Here is a 16,765-nt window from a genome sequence, read left to right as displayed (position 1 = left end):
TGTTCTATAGGAGGTGATCGTTATGACGATCGCAGAGGTTCCGGCCGAGGCACGCGCGGCAATGCGCGCCCGTCGCCGGAAGGAAATCGACGAGCTGGACTACCGGCGTGAGCTGCGCCGGCTCGAAGAGCGCGGCTACACCCAGACGCAGATCTCCAAGTGGCTCGGGATCGCGCAGCCGTCCGTGCTCAGTGCGCTCCGCACGGCCGCGAAGGTCGCGATGCCGCTGGACGGATTCTCCGGCGCGACGCCCTACGAGATTTGTCAGCGCTACGCGGGCGGCATCATCGACCGCGCGCAGCTCGTCGACGAACTCACGCGGTTCCCCTACGTCGAAGGCGGCCACACGGACGGGTATGACTCCCTCATCGTTGACCCGGCCGGCACCTGGTCCGAGGTCAGCGACGCTCGACGTCGTGGGCTCATCGAGAACGACGTCTACGAGGAAGTGTTCAACCGCCGCCACAACATTGCGGCCGCGCCGGCACCGACCGAGAAGGAAGAGCCTGCACCCCGCAAGGTGTCACCGAAGGATCGCGCGCGTGACACCGCTCGAGAAATCGCCTCGGCAATCGGCGGGGGAGAGGTCACCGAGAAGAACGGCCGCTTGGTCATCAAGACCAAGAGCGGCTTGCAGCTCGAAGTGAAGGGCCCGCGTGGAACCGCTGTCGACCGGAAGGGTGGCACGGGCAGGTTCAGCACCGTTCACCGGAGCGCGACGACCGGCAAGCCTGTGAAGGTCGCGAAGGCCAGCGGGAAGGTCCGCGCGCACGACCGGCACGGCGACTAAAGCGTGGTTTCCGATGCAGTCGCTCGCCACATGGATACCGTGCGCGAGCTGTCCAAGCCTGGCCAAGCGCTCGCGCCGAACGCCGCCACTGCCACGACGAACAACCCCGCGTGGTGGGTCGGCGGTGAGCCAACGCTGGCGCGCGACCTTCTCCACGAACGGCTGATCGACGAAGCGCGCGCAGCGGCTCCCGACGTCGAGCAGCAGCACCGCGCGATCGTGCTTGCCGGACCTCCCGGCGCCGGCAAGAGCACCGTCCTGGCCGACGTGCTCGGAGAGCACCGGGGGAAGTATCTCGTGATCGACGCGGACGAGTTCAAGCGCTCGCTTCTGCGCGAGGCGCAGGCGGACGGGAGCTACGACACGTGGCTCATGCCCGACGCCATTCGCGACCGCGAAGCGCGGGGGGAGAGGTTCTACCCGCTGGAGCTGGCATCCCTCGTGCACGAAGAATCGTCCTACCTCGCCAAGAGCTTGCGAGCCGACGCAATCGCCGCCGGCGACAACATCGTGATCGACACCGTTCTCAGCAACGAGGCCGACGCCCTCGCGCTCGGGCAGCGCCTCAACGACGCCGGATACGACGTTCGGGTGATCGACGTCGAGGTGCCCTACGAGCTGTCCGAAGAGCGCATCCGCGGCCGCTGGGAGCACGCCTACACGACCGCCCTGGACGGCGGTGACTCGCTCGGCGGCCGGTGGGTTCCCAGCGAATACGCGCGCGACGTGTTCGACGGCCCTGGAGGCCGTTCGAAGCCGGAGGCCGCAGCACGAGCGCTGGCCGAGCAGTGCCCCGCAGTAGGCCGGTATCGGGTGTTCCGCACGAGTGCCGAAGAGGCGCGCGCAGCAGACGCCGAGGGGCGTCCTGCGCAGGCGACAGTCGAGGTCGACAAGTCCCGTAGCTCACGCAGCGCCGCACTGGTCGACACCGCTCTGGCACGCACACAGCAGCGTGCCGCAGCTGCGCGCCCGATAGCCACCGATCGCGGCTCGTCGACGCCCGGGCCGGAGCGGTCCTAGCCGCTCAATCGGCATCCTTCGAGAGCGTGTCGATCACCGTCACGAACTCCGTTCCCGTGACCGTCACCGTGTTCAGCAGGTGATAGCCGTAGCGCCCGTGATCCGCGAGTTGCTGATCGCGCTCCGCGACCCTGCGAAGCAGACTGCCTCGTGAATCGTCCAGCGTCGGCAGCGTTGTCGTGATCGTCGTGAACGCAACCAGAGTGCTCATCGTGACGTCCTCTCCCTTGGTTTGTGTCGTCCGAAAGTGAGCAGTTCGGCGCATGCGCCGAGCTGCCTGCTTTCGGCGAACACTTGCCGCCTTGCACGCAGTGGAGGGGCGGTCAAGGGGAGCCCCCAGGGCTCTCCCGAAGGGACGCGCAGCGCCCTTGACGGGCCTGGAACGGAGTGCAACCCCGCAACGCGGGGAAACGCAACAGACCCCGCACCGAGAGCCGGATGCGGGGTCTGTTATGCGGGGAGCTATCCGAGGTCGGAGCCGCCACTTTCTGACTCGCTGACGGATGCCGGGGCGGGCTGAGAGGACGACGGCTTACGTGCGGCTCGCTTGCGCGTCCGCTGCTTCTTGTCCGGCTCATCGAAGCCGATCTTTCGCAGCTCGACGTCGGTCCATCCAGCCGACAGTGCGGCGTTGTAGCGCTGCACGTCCTCGCGCTCGGCATCGCTTACGAGCGCGGCCAGTTCGCGCTCCAGCTCGGCGCGGCGTCGCTCCGCGTCGGCGCGCACGTCTGCGACGTTCTGGCGCGCCTCCGCGAGGCCGCGAATGGCGTTCAACCGCTCCTGTTGGAGCTGGTTGGCGCGTGCTTCTGCTTCTTCAACGGAGAGTGTTTTAGCCATTTCCACAGTGTATGTATGTGTTCCGTCAAACACCAGAGCGCGCGCAGCGCGGGGAGGCTCCGAAGCGGCGCAGCCGCTTCCACCCCCTCCTGTCGTCGGTGCCGGCCTCTGTGGAGTCCCAGACGGAGCAAGCTATACAGTTACCCGGGGTAACTGGGGCTTGATCCTCGACACGGGGTCGCGGATGCGGCACACTTGACGTGTGGTCCCCGTTCGGGGTCGCTGCGCTGGGCATCAGAAAGGCGGTGTTGTTATGGCGAACGAGTCGCCGGAGCGCCGCACGCCCAAGGGGCGACGTCGTGCGAATGTCCCGGGGGGACGCACGAGGCGGCACGAGGTATGGGTGTCGCCCGAGGAAGAGGGCGAGCTGTACCGTCGTGCGCTTGCGCAGAACGTGACGATCCCGCGCTACCTGTACGAGTGCGCGATGGCACCCGAGACGGGCGAGACGGCGACGGCACGACGTGAGCAGCTTGCAGACCTGTTCCGGCTGCACCGCTCGCTCGCGAGCATCGGCAACAACCTCAACCAGATCGCACGCGCGACCAACGCTGAGGGGCTTGTGCCGGTGGAGCTGCGCGACGAGCTGCGGCACACCATCGCCGCGGTGCGTCGCACGGCGGAGCAGATCGACGAGGTAGTGGATCAGCTCGGAGTCCGCGCATGATGCCGAACGTCGTGCGCGGCGATCGCATGTCGGGATTGCTGACGTACCTTGCTGGCGCAGGACGCCACAACGAGCACACGGAGCCGCACGTCGTCGCGGGTGATGACGCGATCATGGCGTGGCACGCAGACACCGAGCTTGGACGCGATTCCGCTCTGGTGATCGCGCGCCACCTGGACCGCACCAAGCAGGCGTTCGGCACGGAGGTCGCGGGCGGCCACGTCTGGCACTGCTCGCTGTCGCTGCGCGCCGAAGAGGGCATGCTGACGGACGATCAGTGGAACGCGATCGCGCACGACTTCGTGACGCTGATGGACTTCGACGACGCCGAGGGTACGAAGGCCCCGACTCGGTGGGCGGCGGTCCGTCACGGCGTGAGCCAGAACGGCAACGACCACATTCACATCGTGGTCAACCTCGTGCGTGAGGACGGCACGAAGGCGAGCGTTCACAACGACTTCCACCGTGCACAGAAGGCCGCGCGTGCACTGGAGCAGAAGTACGGCCTGGAAGAGCTGGAGTCCGCATCGGCCGAACGCTCGACGCGCGGCTACGACCCCGCCGAGCAGGAGGCACAGGCACGCTCGCGCGCCGAGTGGAAGTACGACCGGACTCGCCGTGAGAGCGACAAGCCGATGCCGTCGTGGGAGCAGCTGACTCCCATCGATCGGCAGGCCCGTATCGCGGCGGAGAAGAGCGTCGACCAGCCCCGGTACGCACTCGCGCGTACAGTGCGCGGGTGTGCCACCGCAGCGGAGAGTGAAGGCGAGTTCGTTCGCCGCATGCGGCGGTCAGGCCTCATCGTCCGGCCCCGGTTTGCGGAGGGCACCCAGGACGTCATCACCGGCTACAGCGTGGCCCGTCGACCCGAGGCCGGCGAGCGGCCGATCTGGTACGGCGGCGGGCACCTTGGGCGCGACCTCACGCTGCCGAGGCTGCGCGCCGAATGGCCTGATACCCCGACCGGCGCGACGGACGCCGCGGCCGAGTGGAACGCCGCTTACCGCGGCCGCCGAGTCGTGCAGCCCGGGCGTGAGGCTGCCGAGGTCGACCCGCAGATGTTCGAGCAGATGAACGCCGAGCTGGGCGAGTTGCGCGACCGTCTGCGCAGCGTTCCGGTCGACGATCGCGAGACGTGGGCGCGCGTCGCTCGTCACACGGCGGGAGCTTTCGCGGCGTGGTCTAACGCGGTCGAGGACGAGCCTGGCGACCTGGCGCGCGCCTCCGACATTCTGTCCCGGTCGGCGCAGACCTGGCGCACGCCGATCAAGCCCAAGCCGACCAGCATGGGGTCGCTCGCCGGCACGGCGATGCTCCTGGCATCGGGCGCGCGGGGCGGGCAGGGGCTCGCTGCACAGGTCATCATGATCCGTCAGCTGGCGAACCTCGCGAAGGCGGTCTACGACGCTGCACGGGCGAGCGGGGAGCTGCGCCAGGCACAGGCCATTCGGGACGCTGAGCGCGACCACCTGCGCACGGTGCACGCTCGCCTGGAGGATTACGCGACGACCGCGCCGGCACCGGCAAAGGTGGCCACGGTCGACCCGGAGCTGGAGGCGATGAAGCAGCGCATCAGCGCCGGCCGCACAGACGTCAACAAGATCGGTTCGCCGCTGCCTACCGAGCTGCCCGACCGCCCGCGCGTGAGCCCGAGCGTCAAGCAGCCGGAGCGCGGCCCCGAGCGATAGGAGGGTACGGAAATGGTGGATACAGACGGAATCGAAGAAAGCCTGGAAGGCATGGCCCGCGTTGCCGTCACGGCCGGCGCTCGGCTCGGTGAACAGCTCAGCCAGGCGATCGCACAGCGCGCCCGTGAGCTGGAGGTCCCGACGGCTACGGAGGCCCGCGACTTGCGCGACCGGTTCGAGGCCGAACGCGCCGCGGCGGTGGCCGAGGTCCGGCAGGTTCACGGGGCGGAGTTCTGGAACCAGAACGACCCTCAGCGGATCGGCCAGACGTTCGCCACGGCGCGCGCGTGGCGTGAGTTCGAGCCGGAAGCGCGCGCCGCCGAGGACCGGATGAAGGTCGAGCTGCACGAGCGCTACGGCATCGTCACCGACGCGCTCGGCGGCGACCCGGCGAAGGTGCAGGAGTGGGTGGCACGGCTGGAGGCCGAGCGTCTCGAAAGGCTCGCCCAGGAAGAGCGTCGCAAGGAGCAGGAGGACCGCGCTGACGCCGCGGTGACCCTCAGCGAGGCCGACCGGCTCGACGCACAGGCGGCACAGGCTGAGGCGGCCGCGCAGCACGAGCCGGACCCTGCCGACCGCGACGCCGCAGCGGCTCAGGCCGGCGAGCTGCGCGACGCCTCCACCGACGCGCGATCGGAGTCCGCACAGGACTACGACAGCGCCGGTCGACGAGCTGCGCGCGCCGCCGAGCTGGAGGGCAAGCAGATCGACCAGGAGACGGTCGCGACGCGCATGCGCGCGGACGTCAGCCAGGGCCGGCCGGCGTCCGAGGCGGTGATCGCCGGCAAGGCGGCGAAGGCGCGCAAGACGCGCATCGGAGCCAGCGCGGGAAGGACACAGCAGCTCGGCCGCTGAACGCACGAGAGAGGGCCGCACCCGGTGGGTGCGGCCCTCTCTCGTTGTCTCAGGAGGTCGGTGTGACTCGCTCGTCGACGAACAGCCCTTCGGGCGGCTCGACGTGCGTCAACGGCTTTCCGTAGTCGATCGCATCGGGCGATCCGTGGAAAGGGCCGTCGTCCGCCATGAGCACCCGCATGTGGTGGTCGGCGTGATCCCGCCACCACACGGACATGCCCGTCGCCGGATCGAGGCGCAGGTGCTCCCACGCCCGCCAGAGCGCTTCGAGGCGCATCACGGCCTCGTCGTGCTTCCACCACTCGCCCGACCACCACGGCGCCAGCCGGCCGCTCGTCTTACGCCGGTAGGCGTGCCGGAGGAACTGGTCGACGAACTCGCTGACGTTGCCGTAGACGAGCTGCGGGCCGGGATCGGGTGTCTCGGTGCCGGCGATGCCGGCCGTCGCGTCAGAACCGCCGTCAGGGGCCGGCCAGGTCGTTTCTTCCTCGTCGTCCCACTCGCCCAGACCGCTCATGCTGCGCCCTCCTGCTCGAGCTGACGTTCCACCGTGGCGACTTCGGTCTCCGCCTCCGCGATCGTGCGCGAGCCTTGCGGATCGTGCGCTTTGATCGAGGCGCGCACCTTCTCCGCGAACGGCCCCGTCATCCAGGGCTTCGTGCGGATCAGTGTCGGCCGAGAACCCGACGCGATCACCACGGCGCGACCCTTCGGCATCGCGCCGAGCTCCGAGACGTCCAGAGTGCGCTCACGCTGCACTTGCTGAGACACCGAGCGATGCCCGGTGCCCGATGACACCGAAGTGCGCACGCGATCGTGCTCACCGATGAGCCGTGACAGATCCTCCAGGAATGCCGTCTCCGAGACGCCGCCGCCGTAGCACTTGACGTTCGAGGCCGACCACAGCTTGCGCATGCCGGACTCGCCCCACACGTCGACGCCCTGCGACCACGACTGCAGGATGGTCATGAGGACGATTCCCCGGCTGCCGTAGTGGCTGTAGAGGTCCGGGAGAGTGCGCCACCGGCACACGTTCGCTGCCTCGTCGAGAACGCCCAGGAGCGGCGTCGCGAGGCGTCCGCCAGGCGAGTGCACGGCGAGTTCTTCGGCGGCCTCGACCACGGCGACCGTGAGTGCCGTGACGAGCGGGCCGGCGGTGCCGCGACCCTCCTTGGAGAGGCTGTAGAGCGTGCCGCCCGCGCGCACGAACGCGGCCGGGTCGAACGTCGGCCGCAGGTCGCCAGGCTCGGGGACGATCCACCGGACGATCGTGCGGTTGGTCAGGCACGCCGCCATTTGCTGCGCGGTGCCGTAGATGCCGCCGCGCTGCTTGTCCGGGGCGTTAACGACGCCGGCCACCTGGTCGGCGGTCAGGTCGAAGCCGTGGGATTCCAGGATGCGCACCGGTTCTTCCTCGCTCGGACGGGTGAGCCACCGGTACACATCCGTGATCGGTCGGCCGTCGAGAGCTGCGGCGAGAAGCAGACCGGCCAGGAGGTCCTGGCCAGCCGGGTCGAAGTAGGCATCCGTCTTAGCCCCCGGCTCACGGCTACCCGCAGCGAAGTGCTCCGCGAGCTTGGCAGCTCGCACCTCGTCGGTGACGTAGCTGAGCGGGTTCCAGTACCAGGTCGGTTCCTCCAGAGCGATGCCCTGCGGATCGAACACCCACACCGGGCCCCGCTCGGCGCGCACGTCGCGAGTCGCGTCCACGACGTCGCGCTTGTTCGACGTGACGAGAGCGGCCCCAGGTGCGTCGAGGATCGCCGGCACGGCCCGCGAGGTCGTCTTACCGGTGCGCGGCCCCCAAATGTCGATGTGCATGTCCTCCCAGGACGCGAACAGCGGCTTGCCGCTGAACAGGTGCGTGCCGATGGGGACACCGGCACTGTCAGCGACACCGAGGCGCTGCGCGGTCGCACGGGCCGACTTTTCGCTCAGCGCCTCCACGTCCCGACCGATACCCATGTACCGGGAGGCAGAGTCAACGCGCGTGCGGTTCTTCTGCCCGCCGTGACGCAGCCACAGGTACAACGCGACCAGGAGCAGCGCAGCGACGGCGAATCCGACCGCGATCCACGTCGACGCCGGCAGCCAGTCGATGCGCCCCCGGAACAGGTCGATGACGACCTTGAACGGGTCCGAGGGAAGCGTGTCGGCGGTGCCCGCCCACTGGTGGGCGAGAGTGACCGACGTCCACGCTCCCACGCCCAGAACGGCCGCGCCGCCCGCGATGACGAGGACGGCGAGGCTCTGACCGGACATGCCCGCGGGATCGCGGCGGCGGTTGTTGGGCTGGTTCATGCGACGGCCTCCTCAGCGTGTGCGCGGCGGCTGCGGCGGCCGACGCGCGACTGGTCGTGCCAGAGCTTGTTCGTGTCGCTCACCTGGAGCTCCACGGACGTCAGCTCGACGTTGACCGGGATGCCCGGGCGTCCGCCGACCTTCACGAGGAACTTGCCGCGGCCGGGAGGCTCGGCCTCGCGTCCGGTCGCGGGGTCCCACTCAGGCGGGTCCTGCCAGCCGATGAGCAGTTCTTGCTCGGCGTTCGAGAACGGCACCGCGCTTGTGAGCTGCGGCATTTCTGCGGACGGCAGGCCGCCGCAGATGACCATGCCGGAGCGCTCGACGAAGCCCTTGGCCTTCATCCGGTCGTCCTCGCTGGGGAGCGCGAGCAGGTCGCTCATCGTGTGCGAGATCATCGCCATGCCGACGCCGCGCTGACGGTTCAGGCGCGTCAGTGCGTCGACGCGATCGACCATGCCGCGGCCGGCGCGCAGCGCCCGCCACAGCTCGTCGAGGATGACGAAGTAGTGGCGGCGCGGCTCCAGACCCGCATCCGCCAGCGCGTTCGCGACGTTGACGGTTCCGAAGCCGGCGCTCCAGCAGGCGAGCAGGGTCGCGGCCTGGAGGTCCATGTCGGAGTCGTCGATCGCGCTGACGTCGTAGACCACGGGGCGGTCGCGCCGCATCGGGTTCGTCGTAGGGCGAGCGAACGTCTCCCCGAGGCGGCCGCCGCCGACGAGGCCGATCAGCGACGCCTCCAGGTGTTCGGTGATCGCCTTGTACTTCTCGTCGATGCCGCGATCCAGCGCGACCTCTCGGACCTCCTTCGGGCCGTCCTGGATGACTCGCAGGAGGTCACCCAACACGGGCACGCCGTCGTGGTGCTCATCGAGCCACTTCAGCGCTCGGTCCAGGATCGTCTCTTCGCGGTCGGTCGGCGGCTGCTGCCTGATGATCGTCAGGAGGGCGGAGACGATCGTGTGCCGACGCCCGTGGGCGTCGGCCATGACCTGAGCTGCTTCCTTCTCGAAGCCCTCTTCGCGCAGCCGTGCGGCCGCCTCGACCGCCTCGCCAGGATCGAGAACGTTCAGATACCCGCGGCCGCGGCCGAGGGTGATGATCTGCCCGCCCATCGCATTGATGAGATCGACGTAATCCGGCTTCAAGTCGCCCAGCACGAGGGGCATCACGCCGTAGCCGGCGAGGCCCGTGGCCATGCGGCGGATGATCGTCGACTTGCCAAGACCCGGCTTGCCGAGCACGAACACGGACGGGTTGCTGATGAGCTTCGCGCGCTGGAACCAGCTGATCGGGTCGCAGCACACGGTCGCGCCCGTGTAGATGTGTCGGCCGAGCGGGACGCCGACCATCGGCGTCCCGGTGCCGATCGCGAACGGCCACAGGCCGCAGACCTGGACCGTTGTGCCGCGCCACTCGTCGGGCTGCTGCACGTAGAACGACTCACCGCGGCCCCGGCCGAGCCACCCGCGCAGGCCCGGGCGCTCGGGGCGAACGGCCGGTGCCTTCTTGGGGGCGTCGACCTTCGACGCGCGGCGCTTCTTGGTGGTAGCCATAGCGACCTCCTACAGGTTGTTCCGCAGCTCGGCGGGAATCTTGATGTGCTTGGACAGGACGAGCCCCAGCGGGAGGGCGGCGGCAAATGCGCTGTCCTGCGAGCCGTAGACGGGCCGCAGACGCAGCCGCGCGGTCGCGCCTAGGTTGTCGATCGCGGCGACGGCATCCGCTTCCTCAGCGGGCGTGCGCACCGTGGCGGTGACGAGCATGCCGAAGTTCACGAGGCCCGCACCGCTGGCCTCTTCTGCCGCTGTCGCCGCGGCCGCGCGCATCGACATGACGTCGCGCGCCTTCGCTTTGCTGTCGGCCGTGGCGCGGAACTCCGCGGCGCGGAGGTCGGCCTCGACCATCGCCGCGGCGCGAGCCGGGGAGATAGGCCGGTACAGCAGAGTGATGCGCTTGCGCGCAATGTCGCGGTGCGGTGCCAGGAGGCGGCCGAGGACGCCCGACTGGACGTTGCCGCGCGGCGCTCCGGTCATCGACCAGGTGATCGAGTGCCCGGAGTCGTGACGGTAGCTCGCCCAATTCGCCTGAGCGGCGGACGGGCCGACGTCGTTCCAGTCCAGCTCGGGCGGCTGGCCAGCCGCGTGCGCCTCGTCGATGAGCACGGAGGCTGCCGGGTCGTATGCGATACGGATAACCTCGCAGAGCTGCTGCGCCGTCAGGGGGTGCGCAGCACCCGCCCCCGTCGCCTGGAGGGTCTGAGTCAGACCCGGCAGGCGCGATGCCAGCTCGCGCGCCATGTCGTCCGGCTTCCGGCGCTTACCGCCCTGTCGGGCGGCCGCGTTGAAAGTGATCGTCACATACGCGCGGACGATGCTGGAGCCGGCGGGGTAGCGGTCGACCGCCTCGATGAGCATTTCTCGAGCGAACGCGGGTGCGTTCTCGTCGAGGTTCGTCTCGACCTCGCGGCGCAGGCGGGTGCCGGAGTCGGGAGCCGTCTCGATCGTCACCGTGGCCGACTCGACGCCGGCCTCATCGGCCAGGTTCGCCAGCCAGTGGCCCCAGTCGGCCACCCACACGTCAATCTGCTCGCCGTCGACGAGCGATGCCCCGGCAGGCTCCGTGCCGATGACGACGCTGTAGTTCGCCGTCGACGGGTGGAACAGCAACGCGAACGGCCGATTGTAGGAGTCGCGGTGCTCGCTGAGACGGATCGTCGATGCGAGGCCGGGGAGTTGGTTGGTTCCCCAGGGCGTGCGGCCCGTGGGGCCGGAGCGGTACACGTTTGTGCCGCGTGACCGGGTGACCCACCACCCGGCCCGGTTGGAGATCCGCGACAGCGCGTTCTTCCCGTGGGAGTCACGCACCATCAGCAGGACGAGCAGCAGCAGGATCACCACGGCGGTGATCGCCGCATCCAGCATGCCGCGCGTCATCAGTACGAGGACGACGACGAGCATGCCGACGAGCAGCAGACCCGTCCCTACCGCGCCGAGCCCGAGAAGTCCGGCCGACGTCGGTCGACGCCAGTTTCCATATGTGCGAGCCTGTCGGCTCGACGTCTCAACGGTTGCCACTTGGACCCTCTCCTGTCGCCTGATCGCCTAGCTTCTGTGCAGCGCCCTTCGCTGCATCGCCTACCTGTTTGGCCGCACCGACCGCTGCGCCCGCAGCGGCTCCCCACGGGCCTGCGGCCGCGCCGGCAGATGCGCCAGCGGCAGCACCACCACCCGCAGCGGCGGCTCCACCACCCGCAGCGGCGGCTCCACCACCACCAGCGGCGGCGGCTCCGCCACCAGCGGCAGCTCCACCGCCCGCAGCTCCACCACCGGCAGCGGCACCCCGACCGGCAGCAGCAGCCCCGGCCTGGCCCTGCGAACCGGCCGAGCCAGCGGACCCGGCCGTGCCTGTCGAGCCGGTCGCGCCAGCCGTCGACGGGGAAGCGGTCGAGCCTCCGCCCGCACCGCCGCCGAGACGGCCGATCTGCGCTGCGCCACTGGGGACGGCAGCTACCCCGGCCGCGGCGAGCATGCCGCCTCCAGCGCCGCCTGCCATAGCCCCGACCATCGGCGTCACGAACCGCATGAGCGCCGGCAGCGCGACAAGCGCGAGCAGCATCATCATGAGGCCCGTGATGACCGAGATAAGGCCCGTGCCGTCGTCCTTGAAAACGTCGGTTCCGGCGAGCTGGAACGCGGCCGCGTAGATGATCGCCGCCGCGGGCTTGTAGAGGATGAACGCGACTAGCCAGGCCACGTTCTTGTTGAACCATCCCTTGCCCGACTCACCGCTCATCGCGGCCGCGGCCGACAGCGGGAGGATGCCCGTGAGGACCACGAGCATGCCGCCACGGGCAAGCATGAGGATGATCTGCACCACCGCGACGATGATCGCGATGACGCCGAGGATGATGACGAGCAGCGCGCCCAAACCAGGTGCGCCCGCCGTGCCGGTCGTGGTCAGCACCAGCAGGTTGCTGATGTTGCGGCCGAAGCACGTGCTGTCGCCGCTGGCCAGGTTGCAGTCGGTCGAGCGGTCGATGATCCACACCGAGAACGCATCGGCCGCCGTCACCAGCAGGGCGACGATGCCGACGCCGGCCCCGGCGACGACGATGAGCCGCAGAAGCCCGAAGAACACGTCCTTACCGGGTTCCGCCCGCATCGTCACCGCCATGCGGATCGCACCGACGATCGTCGCGCCGACCGCGACCGCGAGCATGATCCACCAGAGCGAGCCCTGGAGGAATGCAACCGCGCCGCCGGCCCCGACAGGACCGCTCGGGAGCAGCCCCGCGACGAGGCCGGATGCGCCGCCAATCAGGATCACCGCGGCGAGGATGATGCCGAGCCGTCCTACGGCCAGCAGCCCCTCACCGCGGCGAACCTTCACGGTCGTGATCGAGGCCAGCGCGATTATCGCGATGATCGCGACCGCGTAGCCGATCCAGGTGATGTAGCCGAGCACCTGGAGGACCGGGGCAGAGAAACCGGCGTCCGCACCTGCCGCGGAGCCGCCGTCGCCGCCCGTGAGGACCGGTGTGCCGATGTTGACCCACATCGTCCCGAACGACGCGATGACCTTGCCGACGCCCTCGATGACGGCGTTCGCCATGTCTTCGATCGCGCCGCCAACGACGGAGTTCACGATGTCTTCGCCGCAGCCAACCCAGTCAACAATCGAGCACATGTGTCCTCATCCCTCCCAGTAGATGTAGCCGGCGAGATTCGGGAGCTGCGCGGGCCGTGCTGTCAGGTCGCTCTCCGAGTAGTTCACCTTCCAGTCGCCGTCCTCCCAGATGAGGGGGATGACAGCCGACAGGTAGCCGGTCTTTCCGTTGCCCGTCACCGTGACGCCGACGTCTACTCGAGCGGAGTCGCCGTCGTAGCTCAGGAGGCGGAACGCCGTGACCTCGTTGCGAATCTCGGGCGACGACTCGGAGGTCGACGGCGTGTTCAGGAGCTGGTCGCGGATCGGTCCGGCAGCCAGCGCGTACTCACGCCACGGCTGCACCGTGTCGGCGTTCAGCAGGTAGCCCACCCCGACAGAGGCCGCGAGAGCGGCACCCTCGGGCGTCCGAGCGAAGCACATCTTGATACCAGCGTCCGTCGTGTCGGCAGGGCCGAACTCATCGGACACGGGGAACGGTGTGGTGCCCGCGTAGTCCCAGGTCGTCGCAGGGGCCGTGTCGAGCGTGCCGCTCATCTCCACCAGGTCGAGCCCGCAGATAGACGAACCGCCCGCAGCCCCCTCAGAGGGGGCCGGGGCGGACGTCGACGACTCGGACGGCTGCGGAGCCGGCTCGGGGTCATCCGAGGACGAAACCGAGCTGACGATCCAGACCACCACGGCGGCAACGATGAGCAGGCCCACCACCACCGCCGCGGCGATCCAGCCGGGGCGGCGGAACGGACTCTGCTGAGTCGTCTCGTCGTCGAGGGACATGGGTTAACCGCCCATCAGCGCCGAGACGATACCGGCGCCGCCACCGATCAGGATGACGCCACCGAGAATCCAGCCGAGCGCCCCGGCGTGCTCGCCGCCCTCACCGCGGCGGCTATTGAAGAACATGCGGATCGCGACAATGACGATCGCGACGCCCGCGAGGGCGAAGCCGATCCACTTGACCCAGGAGATAACGGTCGTGAAGCCGCCAGTGCCCGGAGGCTGCACGGGGCCCGGGTCCGGAATCTGGGCCGGAAGCAGTGCCGCTGCCGTGAGCAGGGTGTCAATCAGAGGCATTGGCCTCATCCTTTCTGTTGGGTGTTCGCGAGTGCGGTCAGCTCGTCGACGACGCGACGGACCTCACGCGGGGCGGCGGCCGAGTCGACTTCGCTCGTTCGCCACGTATCGATCCACGGCACCGTCCAGGTGCGCGCGTACCCGCCCGCGACGACCTGCAAGCGGTCGCGCAACGGGCGGGGAAGTCTGCCAGGGGCATCGGCCATGATGACGAGGCCGAGCAGGTCGACGCCGGGGACCAGGCGCGACGCCCACTGCTGCGCGGCCACCTGAGCGGCCGCCAGGCCCCTCAGATTCGACCGAGCGACCACAACAGCGCGGACGACCCCACCGGCCTGCTGCGGCCAGTGGTGATCCGTCACGGTCGCGCCCGGGATCAGCGCGGCCAGTGTGGACTCCCCCGCGCCGCCGTGTGCACCGACGATCCACAGAGGCGACCAATGCCCGACGTTTCGGAACGGCAGGCGGTCGGCGGCTTCGGGCGCGGGCACGCCGAGCTGCGGCGCAGTCGGACCAGTCGGAATCGCTGACCGCTCGATCAGCGGCTCAACCGGCGTCGGCTCCACAGCTGGGCGACTGACCCAGGGATTCCCTTCGCTCATCGTTATGACCCCCCCGATAATGAATTGTGGTCTCCCCCCCACACTAACCCATCTAGCACGATTGGAGCAAGATGAATATGTTTAGGTGTGTACCCCCAACACCGAACTGTCTACCCATGTTTAGTACGATCTGTTATAGTCTGGTGGCATGCGAACAAGAGAGCACCGTGTGATGGGCGGCCCCCATGACGCGCTCGATGCCCTCTTCGCGAATCTCCCGGAGACGCTGACGGTCAAGGAGGTATCCACCCTCGTGCGCAAGACTCCGCAAGGTGTCTACAGCATGCTCAAAGCCGGGAAGATCCCCGGCTACGAGGTCGCAGGCGGGTGGATCATCATTCGCGATGAGCTGAAAGAACAGATGCGGCGAGGGTCGAGCCGGGAGCAGCAGACAACGGAGGACTGATTCATGCAACGAGTGTGGCCGGCGATCACGGCCGTAGCGCTAGTAGCGCTGACGGCCGTTGGATGCACGAACGCCAGCGATTACCCGAACACATACCCGACAGAATCTTCTTCTCCGTCGGTCACACCCAGCATGCCGAACCCTTCCGGCCTCCCGACCGTGCCGCCCGGATACATCGACGAGGACACAGGGCAGACCATCGCCCCGGTCCCCGTCGCCACCTGGAGCGACACAGACCGAACCGCAGCGATCGAGGCGGCGGACGCGGCTATGACCGCGTTCGCCCGCCCCGCGCTCGACCAGGACACCTGGTGGAAGGAGCTTTCCCCGCTCCTGACACCCCAAGCCCGCACCGACTACGCATACGTGCAGGCATCCGTCGTACCCGCCAGCCGCGTCACCGGCAGCGGCACGATCACCGATGACACCAGCGCCATGGTCGTGCACATCGACGTGCCGACCGACGTCGGCCCGTACACGCTCATCCTCACGCGCCTCGACGGCGCGAGTCCGTGGCTCGTCGCCCGATTCACCCCGCCCGAGGGCGTGCGCTGATGAGCGACAACAACAAGAAGCTCGGACCCGTCGTCGCGATCCTCGTGCCGGCGCTCCTGCTCGGTGGCATCCTCTCCATCCCCCTCTTCGCCACGGCTGCGCTCGCGTGCAACCCCGAGAGCGGGCCAGGAACCAGTGTGAGCATCGACCCCGATACCGTGCCGAACATCGACGTCGGTGGGTACGGGCACGATCAGCTCGTGAACGCGGCTCACATCATCAAGGCCGGCGCAGACAAAGGCCTAGGCGTGCGGGATCAGACCATCGGCGTCATGACCGCGATGGGTGAATCCTCGCTCGTCAACATCGACTACGGCGACTGGGAGACGAACGGCGTCCGCAACCCGGACGGCAGCCCCACGACCTCGATCGGCCTATTCCAGCAGCAAGACGGCTGGGGCACCCCGGCCGAGCGCATGGACCCGTACATCACGTCGACAAAGTTCTTCGACGCCATGGTCAAGAAGGTCCCTGACCCCGAGCGACAGGCACTCGCGCCCACTCTCGTCGCTCACCGCACGCAGGTGAACGCCGACCCGTACCACTACGAGAAGTACTGGGACACCGCCGTTCAGATCGTCGAGGCCCTCGCCGGCGTCGACACCGGCCTCACAGAGGGCACCGGCGACCAGGTGTGCAACGGTGAAAGCCTCGTGCCCGGAACCGTCAATAAAGACGGCTGGGCCGCCCCCGCTGCCGGACCGATCAGCAGCAACTTCGGCCCCCGCGAACCCGTTATGACGCCCAACGGCCCCAGCAGCTCCTTCCACCGTGGAACGGACCTCGCCCCCGGATGCGACGCGCCCATTTGGGCCGCGCAGACCGGCACCGTAGTCGCTACCGGTTTCGGCGTCGGATACGGAGGTAACGGCACCATTGTCATCGACCACGGAGGCGGGGTCGAAACCGTCTACCTCCATATGTACGCAGACGGAATCCTCGTCAAAGACGGAGACAAAGTCGTCGGCGGCCAGCAGATTGCCAAAGTCGGCAGCAGCGGAACCTCATCCGCCTGCCACCTGCACTACGAGGTCCACATCAACGGCGAAGCCGTCGACCCCGAGCCGTTCATGGCCGCTGTCGGCATCACACTCGGATAGGAGACACAGATGACTAGCGAAGCAGCAAACTTCCCCCGCATCGAAGCCCTCACCCATGAGGACGGAACCGGTGCGCTCATCGTGCAGGGACGCCGACACGATGTGACCACCCCCGACGTGCACCAGACCCGCGCCCAGCTCATGCAGCTCGCGGCGGACCAGGCCCGCGCGCTCGGGCGACCCGTGAAGGTGACGACAGGCG

18 protein-coding genes and 1 pseudogene are annotated in these 16,765 nt (G+C 68.7%); 9 read left to right on the top strand and 10 right to left on the bottom strand.

Translation table 11 applies throughout. The features are described from left to right. Positions 1 to 22: 22 nt before the first annotated feature. Positions 23 to 790 carry a hypothetical protein gene (locus MRBLMX7_RS18595; protein ID WP_363371067.1) on the top strand — a complete coding sequence of 256 codons (768 nt, stop codon included), beginning with the start codon at positions 23 to 25 and terminating at the stop codon, positions 788 to 790. A 30-nt stretch (positions 791 to 820) separates the two neighbouring features. After that, positions 821 to 1,810, top strand: a complete 990-nt coding sequence (locus tag MRBLMX7_RS18590; RefSeq protein WP_363371064.1) for a zeta toxin family protein — start codon at positions 821 to 823, stop codon at positions 1,808 to 1,810. Positions 1,811 to 1,814: 4 nt separating this feature from the next. Here the strand turns inward: MRBLMX7_RS18590 and MRBLMX7_RS18585 are convergent, their stop codons facing one another. Both MRBLMX7_RS18585 and MRBLMX7_RS18580 read right to left on the bottom strand, forming a co-directional pair. Beyond that, positions 1,815 to 2,021: a hypothetical protein gene (locus MRBLMX7_RS18585; RefSeq protein WP_363371061.1), complete on the bottom strand. Its 207-nt coding sequence runs from the start codon at positions 2,019 to 2,021 to the stop codon at positions 1,815 to 1,817. A gap of 251 nt (positions 2,022 to 2,272) precedes the next feature. After that, on the bottom strand, positions 2,273 to 2,647 hold the full coding sequence (locus tag MRBLMX7_RS18580) for a hypothetical protein (protein ID WP_363371058.1): 375 nt from the start codon (positions 2,645 to 2,647) through the stop codon (positions 2,273 to 2,275). Positions 2,648 to 2,900: 253 nt separating this feature from the next. On the opposite strand from MRBLMX7_RS18580, the gene MRBLMX7_RS18575 reads away from it, so the two are divergent. The 3 genes from MRBLMX7_RS18575 to MRBLMX7_RS18565 are packed head-to-tail and all read left to right on the top strand — an operon-like array spanning position 2,901 to position 5,857. Continuing rightward, positions 2,901 to 3,314 carry a plasmid mobilization protein gene (locus MRBLMX7_RS18575; protein WP_414685159.1) on the top strand — a complete coding sequence of 138 codons (414 nt, stop codon included), beginning with the start codon at positions 2,901 to 2,903 and terminating at the stop codon, positions 3,312 to 3,314. Further along, positions 3,311 to 5,002, top strand: a complete 1,692-nt coding sequence (locus tag MRBLMX7_RS18570) for a relaxase/mobilization nuclease domain-containing protein (RefSeq protein ID WP_363371053.1) — start codon at positions 3,311 to 3,313, stop codon at positions 5,000 to 5,002. The genes MRBLMX7_RS18575 and MRBLMX7_RS18570 overlap by 4 nt, the downstream gene beginning before the upstream one ends. Before the next feature lie 51 nt (positions 5,003 to 5,053). Next, positions 5,054 to 5,857 (top strand): hypothetical protein, encoded by an 804-nt coding sequence (locus MRBLMX7_RS18565; protein WP_363371051.1) that lies wholly within the window; start codon positions 5,054 to 5,056, stop codon positions 5,855 to 5,857. Positions 5,858 to 5,906: 49 nt separating this feature from the next. Here MRBLMX7_RS18565 and MRBLMX7_RS18560 read toward each other — a convergent pair whose 3' ends face one another. The 8 genes from MRBLMX7_RS18560 to MRBLMX7_RS18525 are packed head-to-tail and all read right to left on the bottom strand — an operon-like array spanning position 5,907 to position 14,391. Further along, on the bottom strand, positions 5,907 to 6,374 hold the full coding sequence (locus MRBLMX7_RS18560) for a DUF4913 domain-containing protein (RefSeq protein WP_363371049.1): 468 nt from the start codon (positions 6,372 to 6,374) through the stop codon (positions 5,907 to 5,909). Continuing rightward, complete coding sequence (locus MRBLMX7_RS18555) at positions 6,371 to 8,158, bottom strand: type IV secretory system conjugative DNA transfer family protein (RefSeq protein ID WP_363371047.1); 1,788 nt, start codon at positions 8,156 to 8,158, stop codon at positions 6,371 to 6,373. Before MRBLMX7_RS18555 ends, MRBLMX7_RS18560 begins: the two co-directional genes overlap by 4 nt. Next, positions 8,155 to 9,714 (bottom strand): ATP/GTP-binding protein, encoded by a 1,560-nt coding sequence (locus tag MRBLMX7_RS18550; protein WP_363371045.1) that lies wholly within the window; start codon positions 9,712 to 9,714, stop codon positions 8,155 to 8,157. The genes MRBLMX7_RS18555 and MRBLMX7_RS18550 overlap by 4 nt, the downstream gene beginning before the upstream one ends. 9 nt (positions 9,715 to 9,723) lie before the next feature. Then, complete coding sequence (locus MRBLMX7_RS18545) at positions 9,724 to 11,235, bottom strand: SCO6880 family protein (RefSeq protein WP_363371042.1); 1,512 nt, start codon at positions 11,233 to 11,235, stop codon at positions 9,724 to 9,726. Further along, on the bottom strand, positions 11,222 to 12,805 hold the full coding sequence (locus MRBLMX7_RS18540; RefSeq protein WP_363371040.1) for a hypothetical protein: 1,584 nt from the start codon (positions 12,803 to 12,805) through the stop codon (positions 11,222 to 11,224). Before MRBLMX7_RS18540 ends, MRBLMX7_RS18545 begins: the two co-directional genes overlap by 14 nt. A gap of 48 nt (positions 12,806 to 12,853) precedes the next feature. Further along, positions 12,854 to 13,603, bottom strand: a complete 750-nt coding sequence (locus tag MRBLMX7_RS18535; RefSeq protein WP_363371038.1) for a hypothetical protein — start codon at positions 13,601 to 13,603, stop codon at positions 12,854 to 12,856. A gap of 3 nt (positions 13,604 to 13,606) precedes the next feature. Beyond that, a complete protein-coding gene (locus MRBLMX7_RS18530) occupies positions 13,607 to 13,900 on the bottom strand; it encodes a hypothetical protein (RefSeq protein ID WP_046746563.1) in 294 nt (97 codons plus the stop codon). 5 nt (positions 13,901 to 13,905) lie between these two features. Then, positions 13,906 to 14,391 carry a DUF6668 family protein gene (locus MRBLMX7_RS18525; protein ID WP_363371035.1) on the bottom strand — a complete coding sequence of 162 codons (486 nt, stop codon included), beginning with the start codon at positions 14,389 to 14,391 and terminating at the stop codon, positions 13,906 to 13,908. A gap of 283 nt (positions 14,392 to 14,674) precedes the next feature. Here MRBLMX7_RS18525 and MRBLMX7_RS18520 point away from each other — a divergent pair, with 283 nt between their 5' ends. The 4 genes and pseudogenes from MRBLMX7_RS18520 to MRBLMX7_RS18505 all read left to right on the top strand — a co-directional run. Next, complete coding sequence (locus MRBLMX7_RS18520; RefSeq protein WP_363371032.1) at positions 14,675 to 14,908, top strand: helix-turn-helix domain-containing protein; 234 nt, start codon at positions 14,675 to 14,677, stop codon at positions 14,906 to 14,908. A 132-nt stretch (positions 14,909 to 15,040) separates the two neighbouring features. Beyond that, entirely contained in the window at positions 15,041 to 15,463 is a 423-nt protein-coding gene (locus tag MRBLMX7_RS18515) for a hypothetical protein (protein WP_363371029.1), read from the top strand. Next, entirely contained in the window at positions 15,463 to 16,563 is a 1,101-nt protein-coding gene (locus tag MRBLMX7_RS18510; protein ID WP_363371026.1) for a M23 family metallopeptidase, read from the top strand. Before MRBLMX7_RS18515 ends, MRBLMX7_RS18510 begins: the two co-directional genes overlap by 1 nt. A gap of 9 nt (positions 16,564 to 16,572) precedes the next feature. Further along, positions 16,573 to 16,765, top strand: a pseudogene (locus MRBLMX7_RS18505) (hypothetical protein); the annotation flags it as partial.

This window comes from Microbacterium sp. LMX7-1.2 (assembly GCF_040675935.1).
Lineage (GTDB): Bacteria > Actinomycetota > Actinomycetes > Actinomycetales > Microbacteriaceae > Microbacterium.
This window is presented reverse-complemented; position numbering and strand designations above follow the sequence as displayed.